Source organism: Actinomyces oris (genome assembly GCF_001929375.1).
GTDB classification, from domain to species: Bacteria; Actinomycetota; Actinomycetes; order Actinomycetales; family Actinomycetaceae; genus Actinomyces; species Actinomyces oris_B.
On record NZ_MSGO01000029.1, the window covers coordinates 1 to 19,265 of the forward strand.

13 protein-coding genes are annotated in these 19,265 nt (G+C 67.4%); 10 read left to right on the top strand and 3 right to left on the bottom strand.

The features are described 5' to 3' along the window. Window positions 1-179 precede the first annotated feature (179 nt). Window positions 180-818, bottom strand: coding sequence for a PaaI family thioesterase (locus BKH32_RS06340; RefSeq protein ID WP_252862841.1), 639 nt, complete (start codon window positions 816-818; stop codon window positions 180-182). A gap of 17 nt (window positions 819-835) precedes the next feature. On the opposite strand from BKH32_RS06340, the gene polA reads away from it, so the two are divergent. From polA to BKH32_RS06390, 10 genes are all read left to right on the top strand, one after another. Next, window positions 836-3,673, top strand: a complete 2,838-nt coding sequence (gene polA / locus BKH32_RS06345; protein ID WP_075249156.1) for a DNA polymerase I — start codon at window positions 836-838, stop codon at window positions 3,671-3,673. A gap of 311 nt (window positions 3,674-3,984) precedes the next feature. Continuing rightward, a complete protein-coding gene (rpsA, locus tag BKH32_RS06350; protein WP_075249157.1) occupies window positions 3,985-5,439 on the top strand; it encodes a 30S ribosomal protein S1 in 1,455 nt (484 codons plus the stop codon). A 200-nt stretch (window positions 5,440-5,639) separates the two neighbouring features. Beyond that, entirely contained in the window at window positions 5,640-7,382 is a 1,743-nt protein-coding gene (locus BKH32_RS06355; protein WP_075249158.1) for a hypothetical protein, read from the top strand. Window positions 7,383-7,470: 88 nt separating this feature from the next. Continuing rightward, the gene (gene coaE, locus BKH32_RS06360) at window positions 7,471-8,121 is read left to right on the top strand and encodes a dephospho-CoA kinase (protein ID WP_075249159.1); all 651 of its coding nucleotides are present in this window, start codon (window positions 7,471-7,473) and stop codon (window positions 8,119-8,121) included. A gap of 117 nt (window positions 8,122-8,238) precedes the next feature. After that, window positions 8,239-8,928, top strand: a complete 690-nt coding sequence (locus tag BKH32_RS06365; protein WP_075249160.1) for a transcriptional initiation protein Tat — start codon at window positions 8,239-8,241, stop codon at window positions 8,926-8,928. Between the two features lie 352 nt (window positions 8,929-9,280). Continuing rightward, window positions 9,281-11,377 carry an excinuclease ABC subunit UvrB gene (gene uvrB, locus BKH32_RS06370; protein ID WP_075249161.1) on the top strand — a complete coding sequence of 699 codons (2,097 nt, stop codon included), beginning with the start codon at window positions 9,281-9,283 and terminating at the stop codon, window positions 11,375-11,377. Between the two features lie 291 nt (window positions 11,378-11,668). Next, window positions 11,669-13,129 carry an arginine-ornithine antiporter gene (gene arcD / locus BKH32_RS06375; protein ID WP_075249162.1) on the top strand — a complete coding sequence of 487 codons (1,461 nt, stop codon included), beginning with the start codon at window positions 11,669-11,671 and terminating at the stop codon, window positions 13,127-13,129. 62 nt (window positions 13,130-13,191) lie between these two features. After that, a complete protein-coding gene (locus BKH32_RS06380) occupies window positions 13,192-14,433 on the top strand; it encodes an arginine deiminase (RefSeq protein ID WP_075249163.1) in 1,242 nt (413 codons plus the stop codon). A 330-nt stretch (window positions 14,434-14,763) separates the two neighbouring features. Continuing rightward, the gene (locus BKH32_RS06385) at window positions 14,764-15,768 is read left to right on the top strand and encodes a TerC family protein (RefSeq protein ID WP_075249164.1); all 1,005 of its coding nucleotides are present in this window, start codon (window positions 14,764-14,766) and stop codon (window positions 15,766-15,768) included. 56 nt (window positions 15,769-15,824) lie between these two features. Beyond that, window positions 15,825-18,314, top strand: coding sequence for an HAD-IC family P-type ATPase (locus tag BKH32_RS06390; RefSeq protein WP_075249165.1), 2,490 nt, complete (start codon window positions 15,825-15,827; stop codon window positions 18,312-18,314). 25 nt (window positions 18,315-18,339) lie between these two features. Here the strand turns inward: BKH32_RS06390 and BKH32_RS06395 are convergent, their stop codons facing one another. Next, window positions 18,340-18,987: a class I SAM-dependent methyltransferase gene (locus tag BKH32_RS06395; RefSeq protein WP_081376722.1), complete on the bottom strand. Its 648-nt coding sequence runs from the start codon at window positions 18,985-18,987 to the stop codon at window positions 18,340-18,342. After that, on the bottom strand, window positions 18,957-19,241 hold the full coding sequence (locus tag BKH32_RS06400; protein ID WP_075249166.1) for a YciI family protein: 285 nt from the start codon (window positions 19,239-19,241) through the stop codon (window positions 18,957-18,959). The genes BKH32_RS06395 and BKH32_RS06400 overlap by 31 nt, the downstream gene beginning before the upstream one ends. Window positions 19,242-19,265: the final 24 nt, after the last annotated feature.

Genomic DNA, 19,265 nt, shown 5'->3' on the forward strand with positions numbered 1-19,265 from the left:
CCCACAAGGGCTCCATCACCGATGATGGCACAGCGGGCACAAGGAGACACCCCCAGGAACAGAAGCAAGTACAGACAACTCACTTCTTACCGGGACCTTGTGCCCGCACCCCGCTCCCACACCGCACCTACTGACGCGACCTCTAAGCGCCCACTGCTCGCCTTGTGCGGTGCGGTGCCTCAGGTGAACAGGCTGCGCAGCGTCCCGACGGCGATCGTGCGCTCCTCGTCGTCGGTGACCGTCACCTGGTAGACCACAGTACGACGGCCGCGGTGCAGGGGGGTGGCGGTGGCCTTCACCCAGCCCTGGGACACGGAACGCAGGTGGCTGACCGTCAGCTCGGCCCCGACCGGGATGGCACCGTCGGGCGCCGCCGCGCGCGCGGCCACGGAGGCAGCCGTCTCGATGATCGCGGCAGTGGCCCCGCCGTGCAGGATTCCGACGACCTGCCGGGCCCCATCGACCGGCATGCGGACCTCGGTCCGATTCGCGTCGCGAGTCACCACCTCCATCCCGAGGGTCTCCATGAGCGTGCCCTCCTCACTGTCCTCCAGCACCGCGTGCAGTGCCGAGGATGCGGAGACGGCAGAGCCTGCGGGGCGCGGATCGGGGTACGGGCGCCGGGCAGGGTCCGGGAAGGCCACAGCAGAGGCGCTCGCTCCGGAGTAGGAGGCCGCAGTGACGCGGCCCACGGGGCCCAGCGGTCCGACGACCGCCGGCGAGCTGGGGGAGTCGGCGGAGGCAGGAGAGGCCTGGGAGTCGCAGGAGTCCCCTACGCTGATGGGGGAGAGAGGCGAGTCGGACTGTGGATGGCTCATGGGCCTAGGCTGGCACGGTGAGCACCACCGCGACCAGCCCTGCGACGAGTCCAACACCTCGGCCCCCCTCGGATCCGGTTCCCGAACGGCTTCTTCTCATCGACGGACACTCGATGGCCTTCCGTGCCTTCTACGCGCTGCCCGTCGACAACTTCACGACGTCGACGGGGCAGTCCACCAACGCCGTCCACGGCTTCGTCTCCATGTTCCTGTCACTGCTGGACAACGAGCGGCCCACCCACGTGGCGGTCGCCTTCGACCTGCCGGGAGGAACCTTCCGCACTGAGGAGTACGCCGAGTACAAGGGAACCCGCGATGAGACGCCGCAGCCCTTCCTCGGGCAGGTCGAGCTCATCCAGGAGGTCCTGGAGGCCATGGGCGTCACAGCGCTCACCGCGCCGGGCTACGAGGCCGACGACATCCTGGCCACCTTGGCGACCTCGGCCCAGGCCGAGGGCATGGAGGTCCTCATCTGCTCCGGAGACCGCGACTCCTTTCAGACGGTCACCGAGCGGTGCACCGTGCTCTACCCGGTCAAGGGCGTCTCAACGCTGCGCCGCATGACGCCTCAGGAGGTGGAGGAGCGCTACGGGGTGACGCCCGAGCGCTACCCGCACCTCGCCGCCCTGGTCGGCGAGACCAGCGACAACCTCCCCGGAGTCCCGGGCGTGGGCCCCAAGACCGCCGCCAAGTGGCTCAACCTCTACGACGGGCTCGACGGCGTCATCGCTCATGCGGACCAGATCAAGGGCAAGGCCGGACAGTCGCTGCGCGACCACCTCGGCGACGTCGTGCGCAACCGCCGCCTCAACCACCTGCTCACCGACCTCGATCTTGGAGTCGTTCCGCGCACCGACCTGTGCCTCCCGGGTGCCGACCGCTCCGCCCTGGCGCGCGTGTTCGAGACCCTGGAGTTCCGCACCCTGCACCAGCGGGCGCTGCGCATCCTGAGCTTCACCGACACCTCCGACCACGCCGAGGCGGGTGAGGGAGAGGAGCCCGGCGCCCTGAAAGCACTGAGCGATCTGGAGATCGTCTCGCTGGGACACGATCTTGCCGCGGGGCGGCTGGCTGACTGGCTGGAGGGCGGCCTGCCGGCGGCCGACGATGACGGCTGCCGCCCGCTGGGCGTCGATGTCGTCGGCGCCCTCAGGCCCGTCGAGGGCGATGCCGCGCTCGTGTCGCTGTCCAACGGCTCTCGTGCGGTCGTCATCGACCTCACCGAGATCCTGCCCGAGGACGAAGCCGCCCTGGCCCGGCTCCTGGCTGACGTTGAGCGCCCCAAGCTCGTCGCCGACGCCAAGGGCAGCTGGCACGCGCTGAGCGCCCGGGGGCTCATGCTCGACGGCGTCGTCGCAGATCCCTCGCTGGCCGGCTACCTGTGCCGTCCTGAGCAGCGCAGCTACGACGTCGACACTCTCACCCAGCGCTGGCTCGGCATCGATCTGACCGCCGTCAACGAGGGCAGTGCCCCGGCCGACGACGGCCCCCGTGATCCCCAGAGCGCCTTCGACCTCGAGGCCCTCACCTCCGACGCCGTTCCCACCTCCCACCTGGCCAGCGCGCGTCGGGCCGCCGCCCTGCTCCCGCTCCAGGACGTGCTCGATGAGCAGATGGCGGCTCGTGACGCCACCGGACTGTTCACCGACTTGGAGATGCCCGTGGCCGCAACCCTGACCGTCATGGAGGCCGCCGGCATCGCCGTCGACGACGCCGTGCTCCGAATCCGCCAGACCGAGCTCGACGCCCGCGTGACCCACGCCGCCGAGGGCGCCTACGCCGCCGCCGGGCGAGAGCTCAACCTCTCCAGCCCCAAGCAGCTCCAGGCCGTCCTGTTCGACGAGCTGAAGATGCCCAAGACCCGCAAGACCAAGACCGGCTACACCACGGACGCCGACGCCCTGGCCGGGCTGTACGCCAAGACCTCCCACCCGTTCCTGGAGCACCTTCTCGAGCACCGCGACGCCATCAAGCTGCGGCAGACGGTTGAGGGACTGCGCAAGGCGATCCAGGCCGACGGTCGCATCCACACCACCTTCCAGCAGACCATCGCCGCCACGGGGCGCCTGTCGTCAACCGACCCCAACCTGCAGAACATCCCGGCCCGTCACGAGGAGGGGATGCGCATCCGTGAGGCCTTCACCGTCGGTGAGGGCTATGAGTGCCTCATGACCGCCGACTACTCCCAGATCGAGATGCGCATCATGGCGCACCTGTCCGCAGATCAGGCGCTGATCAAGGCCTTCCGCAGCGGGGAGGACCTGCACCGCTACGTCGCCGCCCTGGTCCACGGCATCGGGGTCGAGGACGTGACCGCCCAGCAGCGCAGCCATGTCAAGGCCATGAGCTATGGGCTGGCCTACGGTCTGTCGATCTTCGGGCTGGCCCGCCAGCTCGGTATCGACAACGCCGAGGCGGCGGATCTGAGGAACGCCTACTTCGCCAGGTTCGGAAAGGTCCACGACTACCTGGAGTCCGTGGTGGAGCAGGCTCGACGTGACGGATACACCGAGACGATGTTCGGGCGCCGGCGCTACCTGCCCGACCTGACCAGCGACAACCGGCAGCGCCGTGAGATGGCTGAGCGGGCCGCCCTCAACGCTCCCATCCAGGGCAGCGCCGCCGATATCGTCAAGAAGGCCATGATCGACGTCGACAGCGCATTGACCGAGCAGGCACTGAGAAGCCGCATCCTCCTGCAGATCCACGACGAGCTCCTCATCGAGGTCGCGACTGGTGAGGCCGATGCGGTCGAGGCCCTCCTCAAGGAGCAGATGGGCGGGGCGGCAGAGCTCTCGGTCCCACTGGACGTCGCTGTCGGACGGGGGCGGACCTGGCGTGAGGCCGCCCACTAGAGCACCGCTCCAGGCCCCGCGATCCTCGCCCGACGAAGCCGGTGATATATGAACGAGATCGGCACGTCATCCTTTTGACATCAAGTCGTCAGATGACGTGAGCGATTGCACGCACATACGGGATAATGCTTGAGCATCGTCTAGTTACGGATTCGTCACGTACTGCTAAGGTTCACTCGTGCGCTCCTGGGCGTCTCCTATGAGACTGATCCAACCAGGATGATGAATTGGTCCGGGCCGATTCACGTCACTGGGGAGCGCACAGTCCCTATCAACCCGATCCAACTATCCGCATTCGGAGCATCCACTCAATGACAACCACTACGCCCAGCCCCGCCCCGGTTGCCGTCAACGACATCGGTTCGACCGAGGAGATCCTCGCCGCCGTTGACGAGACCATCAAGTACTTCGATGACGGCGACATCGTCGAGGGCACTGTCGTCAAGGTCGACCGCGATGAGGTCCTCCTCGACATCGGCTACAAGACCGAAGGCGTCATCCTCGCTCGCGAGCTGTCCATCAAGCATGATGTCGACCCCGATGAGATCGTCACCGTCGGCGATGAGATCGAAGCCCTCGTCCTGCAGAAGGAGGACAAGGAAGGGCGTCTGCTCCTGAGCAAGAAGCGCGCGCAGTACGAGCGCGCCTGGGGCACCATCGAGCGCATCAAGGAGGAGGACGGCGTCGTCACCGGCTCCGTCATCGAGGTTGTCAAGGGTGGTCTCATCCTGGACATCGGCCTGCGTGGCTTCCTGCCCGCCTCTCTGGTGGAGATGCGTCGCGTTCGCGACCTCCAGCCCTACGTGGGCCGTGAGCTCGAGGCGAAGATCATTGAGCTGGACAAGAACCGCAACAACGTGGTCCTCTCCCGTCGCGCCTGGCTCGAGCAGACCCAGTCCGAGGTCCGCACCAACTTCCTGCAGACTCTGCAGAAGGGGCAGGTCCGCTCCGGCGTCGTGTCCTCCATCGTCAACTTCGGTGCCTTCGTGGACCTGGGTGGCGTTGACGGTCTGGTCCACGTCTCCGAGCTGTCCTGGAAGCACATCGACCACCCCTCCGAGGTCGTCGAGGTCGGCAACGAGGTCACGGTCGAGGTCCTCGACGTCGACTTCGACCGCGAGCGCGTCTCCCTGTCGCTCAAGGCGACCCAGGAGGACCCGTGGCAGGCCTTCGCCCGGACCCACGCCATTGGCCAGGTCGTCCCCGGCAAGGTCACCAAGCTGGTCCCCTTCGGCGCCTTCGTCCGCGTCGAGGACGGCATCGAGGGCCTGGTCCACATCTCCGAGCTGGCGCAGCGTCACGTCGAGGTCCCCGAGCAGGTGGCCAAGGTCGGCGATGAGGTCTTCGTCAAGGTCATCGACATCGACCTGGAGCGTCGTCGCATCTCCCTGTCGCTGAAGCAGGCCAACGAGGGAGTCGACCCCACGTCGGAGGACTTCGACCCCAGCCTCTACGGAATGGCGGCCGAGTACGACGAGCAGGGCAACTACAAGTACCCCGAGGGCTTCGACCCGGAGACCAACGAGTGGCTCGAGGGTTACGACGCCCAGCGCGAGGCCTGGGAGGCCGAGTACGCGGCTGCTCACGCCCGCTGGGAGGCCCACAAGGCCCAGGTCGCCAAGGCCCTGGAGGAGGAGCGGGAGTCCGGTGCTCCGGCGGCCCCCGCTGGCGGCACCTCCTACTCCTCGGCTCCGTCGGAGGCCTCCGGCACTCTGGCCTCCGATGAGGCCCTGGCCGCTCTGCGCGAGAAGCTCACCGGTAACTGAGCATCCGCACCTTCTCACTGGTCAGGACTGACCTCTGACATCATCTGAGGGTCTCTGTCTGTTGCGCAGGCAGAGACCCTCAGATGTCGGTGCCTTCTCCCCATCGCCCGGGTGCGCTGCCTGTGCCATGCTGTGGACGGGGCCGGCGCTCCCTGCTTCCTAGGAACAGGAACCTGTACGTGACGACCGTTGGAGACGATATGAGCTATTGGGGCGACATTGCCCGCGCTCTGGAGGATGTCGACCCCGTCTGCCCCAGCCGCGTCGCTGCAGCGGCACTGTGGAAGGCGATCGCCGCCGACGACGAGGGGGCGGCTGCGGGGAACGCACCCGACCAGGTGGTGCAGGCGGTCTGTGCCGTTGACCGGGCATGGCTGGTTCAGCTGGGCCAGGACCCGGACACGAGCACGAAGAGCCTCGAGCAGGCGATCGCCTTCTGTCAGGGGCTTCGGACGGCTCACGGCCGCTCGACGCTCCCAGTGCGCTACGCCCAGGTGGAGCTCACCGCCGTCCTCGGCCTCAGGGACGAGGCCCTCGAACAGCTCCGTGAGGCCAGACTCTTCTCCTTCGGCAAGACCGATACCGGTGCCGTCCTGGCCACCGCCCGCATGCATGACGACTACTCCGGCGTCATCAGTACTGCCACGGCGACACCGAACCGCGCCGAGGCCGATCCTGTGGAGACCGCGCGGGGGCTGGGCGCGGTGCTGGTTCCCTACCTGGCCCACCAACGGCTGGTCGAGGCCGAGGATGCCTTCGCCTCCTTGAGCCGGCTCGACCTTCCAGATGTCGTGTCACTCCAGTGCCTGGCGGACAGGCTCGAGTACCTGGGACTGTCCTCCCAGTGGCAGCGGGCCATCGCGCTCATCCGTCACAGCCCCATGAAGGCCGTGTCCGAGGCCTCGGCCTGGCAGCTGATGAACACCGCTGTCGGACTGGCTCTCGTCATGAGGGAGGCCAACAGGGCTGATTACGGAAAGCACGCCCTGGGCGCCTCGCTGAGCTGGACAACGCCGTGGGGCAACCTGGAGCTCACGGCCTGGGACACCGTCGTCCACGCTTATGACGTCATGACCGCCTTCGTGCGCGGTATCGCCCACCGCTTCGACGTCCGCAACGGCAACAACGGCGTGTCGTACCGGGTTGAGATGAGGATGGCTGCTGAGGCCGCTGGGCTGGCCAGCCGGTCCTACGGGACGGTGACGAGCGCCATTCCGGCTGATCGCGCCCGGCTGCGTAACCAGGGTGCCCTGCTCAAGGAGGTCCGTGAGCTGCTCACGCTGTCTCGCGGATATGGCATGGAGTCGGTGCGACAGCGCGCCATGTCGACAGCGGAGACGGTCAGCGCCTCGCTGTCCGAGGTGGTGGACGACTCCGCCCTGGAGCTGGTCGTCGACCTCCGCCTGGCCTTCGGCCGGCTGCTGGCGGCGCTGGGCGCCAATGAACGCGCGGAGAAGGAGCATCTCGACACGGCGGAGCTGAGTCTGAGCCAAGGGTGGACGGAAACGGCCTGCGCCGCCCTGGCTCTGGCCTCGCACGCCGCTCAGGCTCGTGGGGACAGCGCTTCCAGCGGCCGGGTATGGCACCAGTGCCGGGAGGCGATGGAATCCTGGCCGATGAACCGGCCAGGAGAACGCTGCGGGATACTCGTCGACGCCGTCGGTGACCCTCTGGTCGCCGTGCAGGTCCTCTCCGCGCTGGCTGAGGTCCTGGTTGACGGGGTGGAGGAGGACCACTCTCGCGCACCGATCATCCGCGAGATCATCTCACGGGCCTCGGAGCAGGCCTCCCGGTGCGTGAGTCCCCCGCGCAGCGCGGTGGAGTCGCTGGCCCGGGTCGAGGAGCGCATCGCTCCCTACGGGCGGGGTCGGGGAGGAAGAAGACGGCCCGGATCGACCACGACGATCACGACTGACGGTCAGGCGGCCTCAGGGGGCGACTGACAGGGCGAGGCCGCGCCCTGTATCGCCGGTGACGTCGGTATCGCCTGCGCGCTGGCCCGGCTCGGGCAGGTCACGGCATGATGGGACCATGCGCCACACACCCGATCCCCGTACCCCTCGCCGTCCGACGGATCGAGCCCTGCGCGTGGGGCTCACCGGTGGCATCGGTTCAGGTAAGTCGACGGCGGCCGCTCTGCTCGAGGAGCGCGGCGCGGTCGTGACCAGCGCCGACGAGGTCGCTCGCGACGTCGTCAGCCCGGGCAGCGACGGTCTTGCGGCAGTGGTGGCCGAGTTCGGGGAGGGGATCCTGGCCCCGGACGGTTCCCTGGACCGCAGCGCCCTGGGGCGGCTGGTCTTCTCCGACGACCTGCGCCGCGCGCGTCTGGAGGAGCTCCTCCTGCCTCTCATCGCAGCAGAGGCGTGGGCTCGGATGGACACGGTTCCGGCCGGGCGGGTGGCGGTCTACGACGTTCCTCTCCTCGTCGAGGGGCAGATGCAGGACCTGTTCGATCTCGTCGTCGTCGTCGAGGCGGATCTTGAGACGCGCCTGGAACGGCTCGCCGAGCGGGGGATGACTCGTGACGAGGCGCTGGCCCGCATTGCCGTGCAGGCCACCGACGAGGAACGCCGGGCCGTCGCCGACGTCGTCGTGTCCAACTCCGGGGCGCTGGAGGACCTGCGCGCCGAGGTCGACAGGCTCTGGAGCACCCGGATCCTGGAGCCGGGAACCGTCGCCTGACGGAAAGGAGACGTTCCCGCAGGCCTGTGCTGCGAGCACGTCTATGGTGGGATGAGGAATGGCGGAGTCCCGGCCGCCGTCGGGTCTGAGCCATCGGTCGTAGGAAAAGGAGCCGTCATGCCGCTTTCACCAATGGACAATCCCACTCGTCGGAGCCTTCTGCTGCTCGGGAGTCTCACGGGACTCGGAGTGCTGGCGGGCTGCGGGATGTGGCCGGAGGAGCAGAAGGATAAGAAGCCGGTCCTGTACCTCTACCCCACGAGGACGATGGGCCTCTCGGTCTCCCTGGACTATGAGGGGACACTGACCTACACCTATCCGACGCCGCAGGCACGGGTGGACGGCGGCGTCACGTGGCAGGTGACGGCAGCACCTGACGGGGACCTCACTGACGCCTCGGGGCGGCACTACCCGTCACTGTTCTGGGAGGGGGAGGAGCCCGCCATCCTCGCTCAGAACGAGGGCTTCGTCGTCGAGGCGGATGCGGCCGCCGCCTTCCTGGAGGACAAGCTCTCCACCCTGGGGCTCAGTGAGCGCGAGGCGGCCGAGTTCATCACCTTCTGGGGACCGCGGATCGCCGAGCGGGGCAGGGCACTGGTCACCTTCGCCTCTGAGGAGTTCGCGCGCAAGGCCGTCTACCGCTTCACAGACCCCTCCTCGGGTGCCGAGATCGTCCCGGATACCTTCATCCGGGTCTACATCGTCGTCGGGGACGTGCCGCAGGCAGCGGTTCGGGAGCAGAAGCTGGTGCCCGCACCGGCCCGGACCGGATTCACCGCCGTCGAGTGGGGCGGAACCGAGAGGTAGAGCCGGAAAGCGGACTCAGCCCGAGCAGCTGCTGCGTCGAGAGATGCTGCGGGCAGGGCCGAGGGCGCCGACGATGGTGGCGGAGACGGCGACGATGAAAGCCATGAAAGATCCTTGGGCTCAGGGGATGAAGACGGGGCAGACGCGGGCCCAGTGAGTATCCGCATGAACGTGGAACGGGATGGCCCGGCGTCCGGCGGAGACCACCGTAATAGGCGAACTCGATTGGAAGGTTCCTTCCTGGATACAAAGACGTATCTGTGTGGTGACAGCCGGATCGCAGGATGATGAACGAGCCGACCGCGCGATCAGAGGTGTCAGTGGTGTCGGAGGGACCGCGTAGCCTGAGAGCATGCGTCCCGTTACCGAGCTCCAGCGCGCAGCCAAGCCCTTCGAGGTCGTCAGTCCCTACACGCCCAGCGGTGACCAGCCCACGGCGATCGCCGAGCTGACCGAGCGCCTCCGGGCGGGGGAGAAGGACATCGTCCTGCTCGGTGCCACGGGAACCGGCAAGTCCGCGACGACCGCCTGGCTCGTCGAGCAGGTCCAGCGCCCCACCCTCATCCTGGAGCCGAACAAGACCCTGGCCGCTCAGATGGCCGCCGAGTTCCGCGAGCTTCTCCCGAACAACGCGGTCGAGTACTTCGTCTCCTACTACGACTACTACCAGCCCGAGGCCTACGTCCCGCAGACGGACACCTTCATCGAGAAGGACTCCTCCATCAACGATGAGGTCGAGCGCCTGCGTCACAGCGCCACCAACTCCCTGCTCACCCGCCGGGACGTCGTCGTGGTCTCCTCGGTGTCCTGCATCTACGGCCTGGGTACCCCCCAGGAGTACGTGGACCGGATGACGCCCCTGGAGGTGGGCCAGCAGATCGACCGGGACGATCTCCTGCGGCGCTTCGTGACGATGCAGTACACCCGCAACGACATCGACTTCACCCGCGGCACCTTCCGCGTACGCGGCGACACGGTGGAGATCATCCCGATGTATGAGGAGCTCGCCATCCGCATCGAGTTCTTCGGAGACGAGATCGAGGCCCTGGCCACGCTGCACCCCGTGACCGGCGACGTCATCGACACCGTCGAGCAGGTCTTCGTCTTCCCCGCCTCCCACTACGTGGCCGGCCCCGAACGCATGCAGAAGGCCATCGAGGGCATCGAGGCCGAGCTCGCCGAGCGCCTGGCCCAGCTCGAGCACGACGGCCGGCTCCTGGAGGCCCAGCGCCTGCGCATGCGCACCACCTACGACCTGGAGATGCTGCAGCAGATCGGCATGTGCTCGGGGATCGAGAACTACTCCCTGCACATCGACGGGCGCGAGACCGGCACCCCGCCCAACACGCTCCTGGACTACTTCCCCGAGGACTTCCTCCTCGTCATCGACGAGTCCCACGTGACCGTCCCCCAGATCGGGGCCATGCACGAGGGGGACGCCTCCCGCAAGCGCACCCTGGTCGAGCACGGGTTCCGCCTGCCCTCCGCACTGGACAACCGCCCCCTGACCTTCGCCGAGTTCGAGGACCGTGTCGGTCAGACCGTCTACCTGTCGGCCACCCCGGGCGACTACGAGACCCAGCGCTCCGACGGCGTCGTCGAGCAGATCATCCGGCCCACCGGTCTGGTGGACCCCAAGGTCGTCGTCAAGCCCACGCAAGGACAGATCGACGACCTGCTCGAGGAGGTGCGCGCTCGTGTCGAGCGCCAGGAGCGGATCCTGGTGACCACTCTGACCAAGCGCATGGCCGAGGATCTGACCACCTATCTGGCCGAGAGGGGCGTGCGTGTGGAGTACCTCCACTCCGACGTCGACACGCTGCGGCGCGTCGAGCTCCTGCGCGAGCTGCGACTGGGGCGCTTCGATGTCCTCGTGGGCATCAACCTGCTGCGTGAGGGCCTGGACCTGCCGGAGGTCTCGCTCGTGTCCATCCTGGACGCGGACAAGGAGGGCTTTCTGCGCTCGACCCGTTCCCTCGTGCAGACCATTGGACGTGCTGCCCGTAACGTCTCCGGCGAGGTCCACATGTACGCCGACACCATCACCCCGGCCATGGCCGAGGCCATCGAGGAGACTGAGCGTCGCCGCGCCAAGCAGCTGGCCTACAACACCGAGCACGGCATCGACCCGCAACCGCTGCGCAAGAAGATCGCCGACGTCACCGACATGCTCGCCCGTGAGGACGTCGACACCGCCGACCTCCTGGCCGGTGGCTACCGGGGCCATGAGGACTTCTCGGTGCGGGCCCGGCGCAAGCACGCCGCCGAGGCCACAGTGCGAGAGAGGCTCGCCGGCGCGGCGCAGGGTGACCTCGCCGAGCTCATCAACGAGCTCACCCAGCAGATGCACGCCGCCGCCGAGGACCTCCACTTCGAGCTCGCCGCCCGGCTGCGCGACGAGATCCAGGACCTCAAGAAGGAGCTGCGCGCCATGCGTGCCGCCCAGTGAGGCACCGGGACGGGTCACAACCGACCCATCGGCTTGGGACTTTAGTCCCAAGCGGTCGTTTTGTATAAGTATCATGGGGCTGGAATAACTTGCTAAATCGAGCGAGTTTCACTGCGTCGTCCTGCGAGTTTCGTATGAATATGAGAACTTTATTCAGGCAACGGGTTTTCTAGCAATGAAGTCGTTCTCGGTTGTCGACGTTGACGGGCGGCTCATACCATTGGGGTGCCTATTCGTTGTCCTCGCAAAGTTGCGAGAACCGTCGTACTCGCGAAGGAGCGAGAACTGGACATGACTACTACAACTACAGACGCCGACGTCACAAGCGTCGGAGGTGAACGGCCCTCGACCCACAAGGTCTCGCTGGCTGCCCTGACCGCACTGGTCATCGGATCGATGATCGGAGGTGGGATATTCGGGCTGCCCCAACAGATGGCGCAGGCCGCCGCCCCCGGGCCGCTCATCATCGGATGGCTCATCACGGGCGTGGGCATGCTCATGCTCGCCTTCGTCTACCAGCGCCTGGCCATCAACAAGCCCGAGATCGAGGCCGGAGTCTACGGCTACGCCCGAGCCGGCTTCGGCGACCTCGTCGGCTTCTCCTCCGCCTGGGGCTACTGGATCTCGGCGTGGATCGGCAACGTCGGTTACCTCGTGCTCCTCATGGCCTCATTCGGCGTCTTCCTGCCGGGCTTCGGCGCCGGCAACACCGCTCTGGCCATCGGCGTCGCCTCGGTCATCATGTGGTTGTTCCACGTGCTCATCCTGCGCGGTATCCGCGAGGCCGCCGTCGTCAACGCCCTCATCACCATCGGCAAGGTCCTGCCCCTTATCGTCTTCGTCGTCATCGGCCTGCTCGCCTTCAAGCTCGACGTCTTCACCCACGACTTCTGGGGCTCTGAGTACGGATCCGGCTTCGGCGCGGTCCTGACCCAGGTCAAGGGCATGATGCTTGTCACGGTGTGGGTCTTCATCGGTGTCGAGGGCGCCTCCGTCTTCTCCGAACGGGCCAAGTCCCGCGCCGACGTCGGGCGGGCCACGATCCTGGGCTTCGTCTCCGTCCTCGCCCTGCTCCTGGCCGTCAACGTCCTGTCCTACGGGATCATGTCACGCCCCGAGCTCGCCGAGCTCGGCGACCCCTCCCTGGCCGGGGTCCTTCAGGCCGCCGTCGGCCCCTGGGGAGCCAAGTTCATCGCCCTGGGCCTCATCATCTCCCTGCTCGGGGCGCTGCTGTCCTGGTTCCTCATGGCGGCCGAGATCATGCGCGTGCCCGCCCAGGAGGGCCTCCTGCCCTCGGTCTTCGGGCGGGAGAACGCCAAGGGCACGCCCGCCAACGCCCTGTGGATGACGATGGCGCTGGTCCAGGCCTTCCTCGTGTGGACCCACTTCAACGCCTCGACCTACACCAACCTCATCCTCCTGGCCTCCTCGCTCATTCTCCTGCCCTACCTCCTGTCGGCCCTCTACCAGCTGCTCATCGCGGTCAGGGAGCCCTCATCAGGCAGGGCGGTCGACCTGACCGTGGGCGTCCTCGGATCCCTGTACGGCGTGTGGCTGCTCTACGCCGCCGGTCTGGTCTACCTGCTGTACACCGCGATCTTCTACCTGTTGGGACTCCCCCTCTTCATCTGGGCGCGGCGCGAGCAGAAGGCGAAGATCTTCACCACTGCCGAGTGGGGACTCGTTGTGCTCTTCACCGCCATGGCCGTCTACGCCGTCTACGGCCTGGTCTCCGGCACCCTGTCTCTCTGATAACCCTGTCAACCACTTCGGTGGTGCGAAAACGCACCACCGCCACCGAGAAAGAGGAATCAATGACCGATCAGAAGCACGGAGTCTACTCCGAGGCCGGCACGCTGCGCAGAGTCATGGTGTGTCGTCCCGGGCGCTCTCACGATCACCTCACCCCGTCGAACTGTCACGACCTGCTCTTCGACGACGTCCTGGACGTGCCCAAGGCCCAGCGCGACCACGAGGTCTTCGTCAACCTCATGCGCGAGCGTGGCATCGACGTCCTGGAGATGCGTGACCTGCTGGCCGGCGTCCTGGACATCCCCGAGGCCCGTGCCTTCATCTTGGACCGCCGCGTCAACCACGCCACCATGGGCGTGGGCGTCGCCGAGGACCTGCGTGCCTGGATGGACGAGATGCCTTCGGCCGAGCTCGGCGAGATCCTCATCGGCGGCCTCGTGTCCGACGAGGTGCCCACGGACGTGTTCGGCAGCTGCATCTCTCCTTTCCACGTCAACAGCGACGACCCCGAGATGCTCATCGCCCCCCTGCCCAACACCCTGTTCACTCGCGACAACTCCGCCTGGATCTACGACGGCGTCGAGATGTCCCGGATGTTCTGGGGAGCCCGTCGACGCGAGGTCCTCCTGCTGACCGCCATCTACCGCTACCACCCGATGTTCAAGTACGACTACAACGTCTGGCTGGACACGGTCGACAAGGACATGGGGCACACCTTCATCGAAGGGGGCGACATCATGCCGATCGGCAAGGGCATCGTCCTGGTCGGCATGGGTGAGCGCTCCACCTTCCAGGCCGTCAGCCAGATCGCCAAGTCGCTGTTCGACGCCGGCTCGGCCGAGCGGGTCATCGCCGCCCGCATGCCCAAGGAGCGCGCCGCGATGCACCTGGACACCGTGTTCACGGTGTGCTCCGAGGACGTCGTCAACGTCTACGAGCCGGTCGTCCGGGCCATGGACACCTTCTCCCTGCGCCCCGACGAGACCGAGCGCGGCGGCATCAAGGTCACCTACGACGAGGGCTACTTCGTCGACGTCGTCTCCGAGGCCCTGGGCGTCAAGCTCACCCCGGTCATGTCCACCGCAGGACGCTACGGGGCCGAGTGCGAGCAGTGGAACGACGGCAACAACGTCGTGGCCCTGTCCCCGGGAGTGGTCGTGGCCTACGACCGCAACTACTCGATCAACGCCAACCTGCGCAAGGCGGGCATCGAGGTTCTGGAGATCCCCTCCAGCGAGCTCGGCCGAGGCCGCGGCGGTGGTCACTGCATGACCTGCCCGATCGATCGGGACCCGATCTACTGACCGAGCTCGTCTCAGGGAGGGGATGTCGCAGTCGTGATAGTGATGACGTTGCCGCCTCCGGGGAACCTCAGTGAGGCGGCAACGTCATGCACTCCACACCTGCTCGGCAGGACACTCCATGTGCCCGTACCGGTGAGAACGTTAGACTCTCAGGCGTTATACACGGAGGGGAGTACTCCCAACCAACGGCGACGTCGTCATCACGGCGGTGCGGGCACCACATAGGGTTCCGCGTTCCCGGCGTCGCGGCCAGAGCGGCACGTGCCTTGAGCGCCGGCGCCCGTGGCGGGAGGAGACCTCCGGTACCAGCTCCGTACCGGAGGAGAATACGTGGACGTCCACATCCTGGGGTGGATCGGCCTGGCGGCCATCATCCTGACCCTCATCGTGATCGACGTCGTCGGTCACGTACGCACCCCCCACGAGCCCACCATGAAGGAAGCCGCCGTCTGGTCGGTGGCCTATATCGCCATGGCCCTGGCCTTCGGCGGCATCGTCTGGTTCGTGTGGGGCGGGGGCTTCGCCCAGGAGTACCTGGCCGGCTACATCACCGAGAAGGCGCTGAGCATCGACAATCTCTTCGTCTTCGTCATCATGATGTCCTCCTTCAAGGTGCCCCGGAAGTACCAGCAGGAGGTACTGCTCTCCGGTATCGTCATCGCCCTCATTCTGCGGCTCATCTTCATCCTCGCCGGTGCCGCGCTCATCGAGAACTTCTCCTGGGTGTTCTACTTCTTCGGGGCCTGGCTCCTGTGGACCGCCTTCTCCCAGGCCCGAGAGGGCGTCGAGGAGCCCGACGACGAGGACGAGGAGTACAGGCCCAGCGGCTTCGTCAAGCTCGTCGCCCGCGTCATCCCCATGACCGACGGCTTCGTGGGCGGCAAGGTCATCCACCGCCATGCGGGGCGCACCATGATCACCCCCATGATGCTGTGCATCATCGCCATCGGCACCGCCGACGTCATGTTCGCCGTCGACTCCATCCCCGCGATCTACTCCCTGACCAACGAACCCTTCCTGGTCTTCTCCGCCAACGCCTTCTCCTTGCTGGGCCTGCGCCAGCTCTACTTCCTCATCGACGGGCTGCTCGACCGGCTCGTCTACCTCCACTACGGCCTGGCGGTCATCCTCGGCTTCATCGGCTTCAAGCTCATCGTCCACGCCCTGCACACCAATGAGGTGCCCTTCATCAACGGTGGCCAGGAGTGGCACGCCATCCCTGAAGCGTCGATCGGTGTGTCCCTGAGCATCATCATCACCACCGTCCTGATCACGGTCATCGCCTCAATCCTCAAGTCACGAGCAGATGCCCGACGTGCCGAGGCCGCATCCTGAGGTCTCGGCCCCCAGGAGGAGGGCCACTCTCCGACTGATTCACTATTGTGTGACTGGTGAGCACCACGAATCCCCCTGAGTCCCCGGTGAAGGGGCTCAGCGCAGCCCAGGTCGCCGAGCGCGTCAGCGCCGGACGGACCAACGAGTACCGCGAGCGGACCTCCCGCAGCGCCGCCCAGATCCTGCGGGCAAATGTCTTCACGATCTTCAACGGCATCCTCGGCGCCGCACTGGTCCTCGTCCTGGCGCTGGGGCACTGGGCGGACGCTCTGTTCGGTTTCGTCCTGCTGCTCAACACCGCCACCGGGACCCTGGCGGAGATCCGCGCCAAGCGCGCTCTGGACCGTCTCGCTGTACTGGAGACCCCCCGCGCCGTCGTCGTCAGGGACGGGACCGAGACCGAGGTGGCGGTCGGCCAGGTCGTCCTTGACGACGTCGTACGACTCCGGGCCGGCCAGCAGGTGCCTGCCGATGGGGAGGTCCTGACCAGTGACGGCCTGGAGATCGATGAGTCGATCCTCACCGGTGAGTCCCGGCCCGTGCGCCCCGTGAGCGGAGCGCAGGTCATGTCCGGGACCACGGTGACGGCCGGGACCGGGCTGTTCCGCACCACCGCGGTCGGTGGGGACGCCTACGCCCACCGGCTGGCCCGGGAGGCCCGCAGGTACTCGCTGGTCGTCAGCGAGCTGCAGGCCGGAACCAACCGGGTGCTGCACTGGATCAGCTGGGTCATCGTGCCTGTGGCCCTGGTGCTGGTGTGGTCCCAGCTGCGCTTGAGCGGAAGCATCGCCGAGGCCTGGAGCAGCGGCGCCTGGCGGAACGCAGCCGTTGCCGGTATTGCCGGCGTGGTCAGCATGGTGCCCCAGGGCCTGGTCCTTCTGACCTCCGTCAACTTCGCCACCGCCTCCCTGTCCCTGGCCAGGCGCAACGTCCTGGTTCAGGAGCTGCCCGCTGTGGAGGTCCTGGCCCGGGTCGACACTCTGTGCCTGGACAAGACCGGCACCATCACCACCGGCCGCATCCGCCTCGGGGATATCCAGGGCCCCGACGGCGGTCAGGCGTCCTCCGAGGTGCTCTCGGCGCTCGCACTTCTCAGTACGGTGGGGGAGACCAACGCCACCGCCGACGCCATCAGGGAGGGGCTCAGCGATCCCGGGCGCCTCGGCGAGCAGGGCCTCAGGGAAGTCCTGGAACCCGGCGACGCGGGTGCCTCGGCAGACATCGAGTCGGTGCCCTTCTCCTCGCGCCGCAAGTGGTCCGCGGTTCGCGACCGCTCCGGCACCACCTGGGTGCTCGGCGCCCCCGAGATCATTCTGGCAGGACACAGCGAGTCAGTGCTGGATCATGCTCGTCAGATCGCCGCGCAGGGAGTGCGCGTCGTGGCCCTGGCCCGCTCGCTCTCACCCTGGAGGCTGGCTTCAGGGGAGGAGGAGCCGCGGCTTCCCGATGACCTTGAGGCCGCAGGGATCGTGATCCTCACCGAGGAGATACGCCCCGACGCCGCGGAGACCCTCGCCTACTTCCGCCAGCAGGGCGTCGACGCCAAGGTCATCTCCGGGGACAGCCCCGAGACAGTGACCGCGGTCGCCCGCCAGGCCGGAGTCACCGCCCCCGACGGCGGCGAGCTCGTCGCCCTGGACGCGCGTACCCTGCCCGCCGGAGCGGGCAGTGGGCAGGAGACGGAGGAGGACCTGGATCGCCTGGCCGACGCGGTTGAGGGCGCCAGTGTCCTGGGACGGGTCACTCCCGAGCAGAAACGGGCACTGGTTCGGGCACTGAAGTCCCGAGGGCACGTCGTCGCCATGACCGGGGACGGCGTCAATGATGCCCTGGCGCTCAAGGACGCCGACCTCGGCATCGCCATGGGCAACGGAGCGCCGGCCACCAAGGCGGTGGCGCGCCTGGTGCTGCTCAAGGGGGAGTTCTCGGCCCTGCCCGGGGTCGTGGCCCAAGGACGCCGCGTCATGGCCAACACCGAGCGCATCGCCTCCCTGTTCCTGGCCAAGACCATCTACGCCTCGCTCATCGCCGTCGTCGTGTCGGCCATGGCGGTCGCCTACCCGTTCCTGCCCCGCCAGTTCACGGTCGTCTCCTCGCTGACGATCGGGATCCCCGCCTTCGTCCTGGCCCTGGCCCCCAGCAACCAGCGCTACCGGGAGGGCTTCCTCGGACGGGTGCTCAGTCTGTGCGTGCCGGCGGGGCTCATGGCGGGCACCGTCACGCTGTCCACCTACCTCTGGCTGACACTCACCCACGCACCACGTGCCCAGGTGACCACGGCGACGACCCTGGTGCTCATCACCTGCGGGCTGTGGCTGCTCACGCTCACCGCCAGACCGTTGACGAGCTGGCGGTTGGGGCTGGTGGTCCTCATGGGGACGATCGCGGTCCTCGGCGTCGTCGCTCCGCCGGTGCGCGCCTTCTTCCTCCTGGCCTGGCCCACCCCCGGGGTATGGTGGGTGATCGCGCTCATGGCGGGCCTGGCCATCGGAGGAATCGAGCTGGTTCACCTGGTGCGGCGCCGGATCGTGCGCGGCCGCGGCTAAGAGACCTGCTGCCTTACCGGCATTCCTACCTTGTGGTGACGAGGCAAAGCCATCCGTACCGGGGGTGGATGCTGATATCGGCCGTGAGGAAGCCGGCCTCGTAGGCCAGTGCGGCAAGGCTTCGGCCATCAGGCACATTCATACCCAGACGCTCCGCCCAGTGCCCTGCCGCTTCCCGATCGGCGACCTCGTTGGTGATCACGAGCCGACCGCCGGGACTCAGGACGCGGCGGATCTCAATGAGGCCTGCCTGCAGGTCGGGCCAGAAGTAGGTGGTCTCAAAAGCCGTCACCACGTCGAAGAAGCCATCGCGGAAGGGCAGGTGGTCCACCGAGCCCTCCAGGACCCGAAGGCGGCCCGAGGCAATGGCGGAGCGGTTGAGACGGCGGGTCGTCTCAACCGCCTCGGGGGAGTGGTCGACACCGGCCACCTCACGACGAGTCCGCGCAAGGATCCGGGCGATGGCCCTGCCGCCTCCGCAGCCGACGTCGAGCACCTTGTCACGGGGGAGGATCCCCGCCGCCTCCAGCCCCCACCGGTGCAGGCGGGCGTGCCCGATGTTCATGCCGCGCAGCAGCAGACGCCCGGTCAGGGAGGAGGGACGGGCGAACTGGGAGCCGGTCGGTGCGGCCTCCTGCCGGCTCAGGACAGGACTCCGATGACCGGGTTCCACTCGCGCGCGATGCGCTCGGAGATGAAGCCTGCCTGCTGGAACGGGTCCTCCTCGAGGAGGGACAGGGCTCCGGCCTCGTCCTCTGCGCGCACGACGATGAGGGCGTCGTGGGTGCCCACGTAGGGGCCTGCGGCCAGCAGCCGGCCCTCATCGGCCAGCCGGCCGTTGAAAGCGCGGTGCGAGGGGCGAACGGCGGCCATCTCCTCGTCCCTGTCAGTGACGTAGTGGTACTCGACGGCATAGATCTTGCTCATGGCCTCAGCATAAGGGCGGGAGTG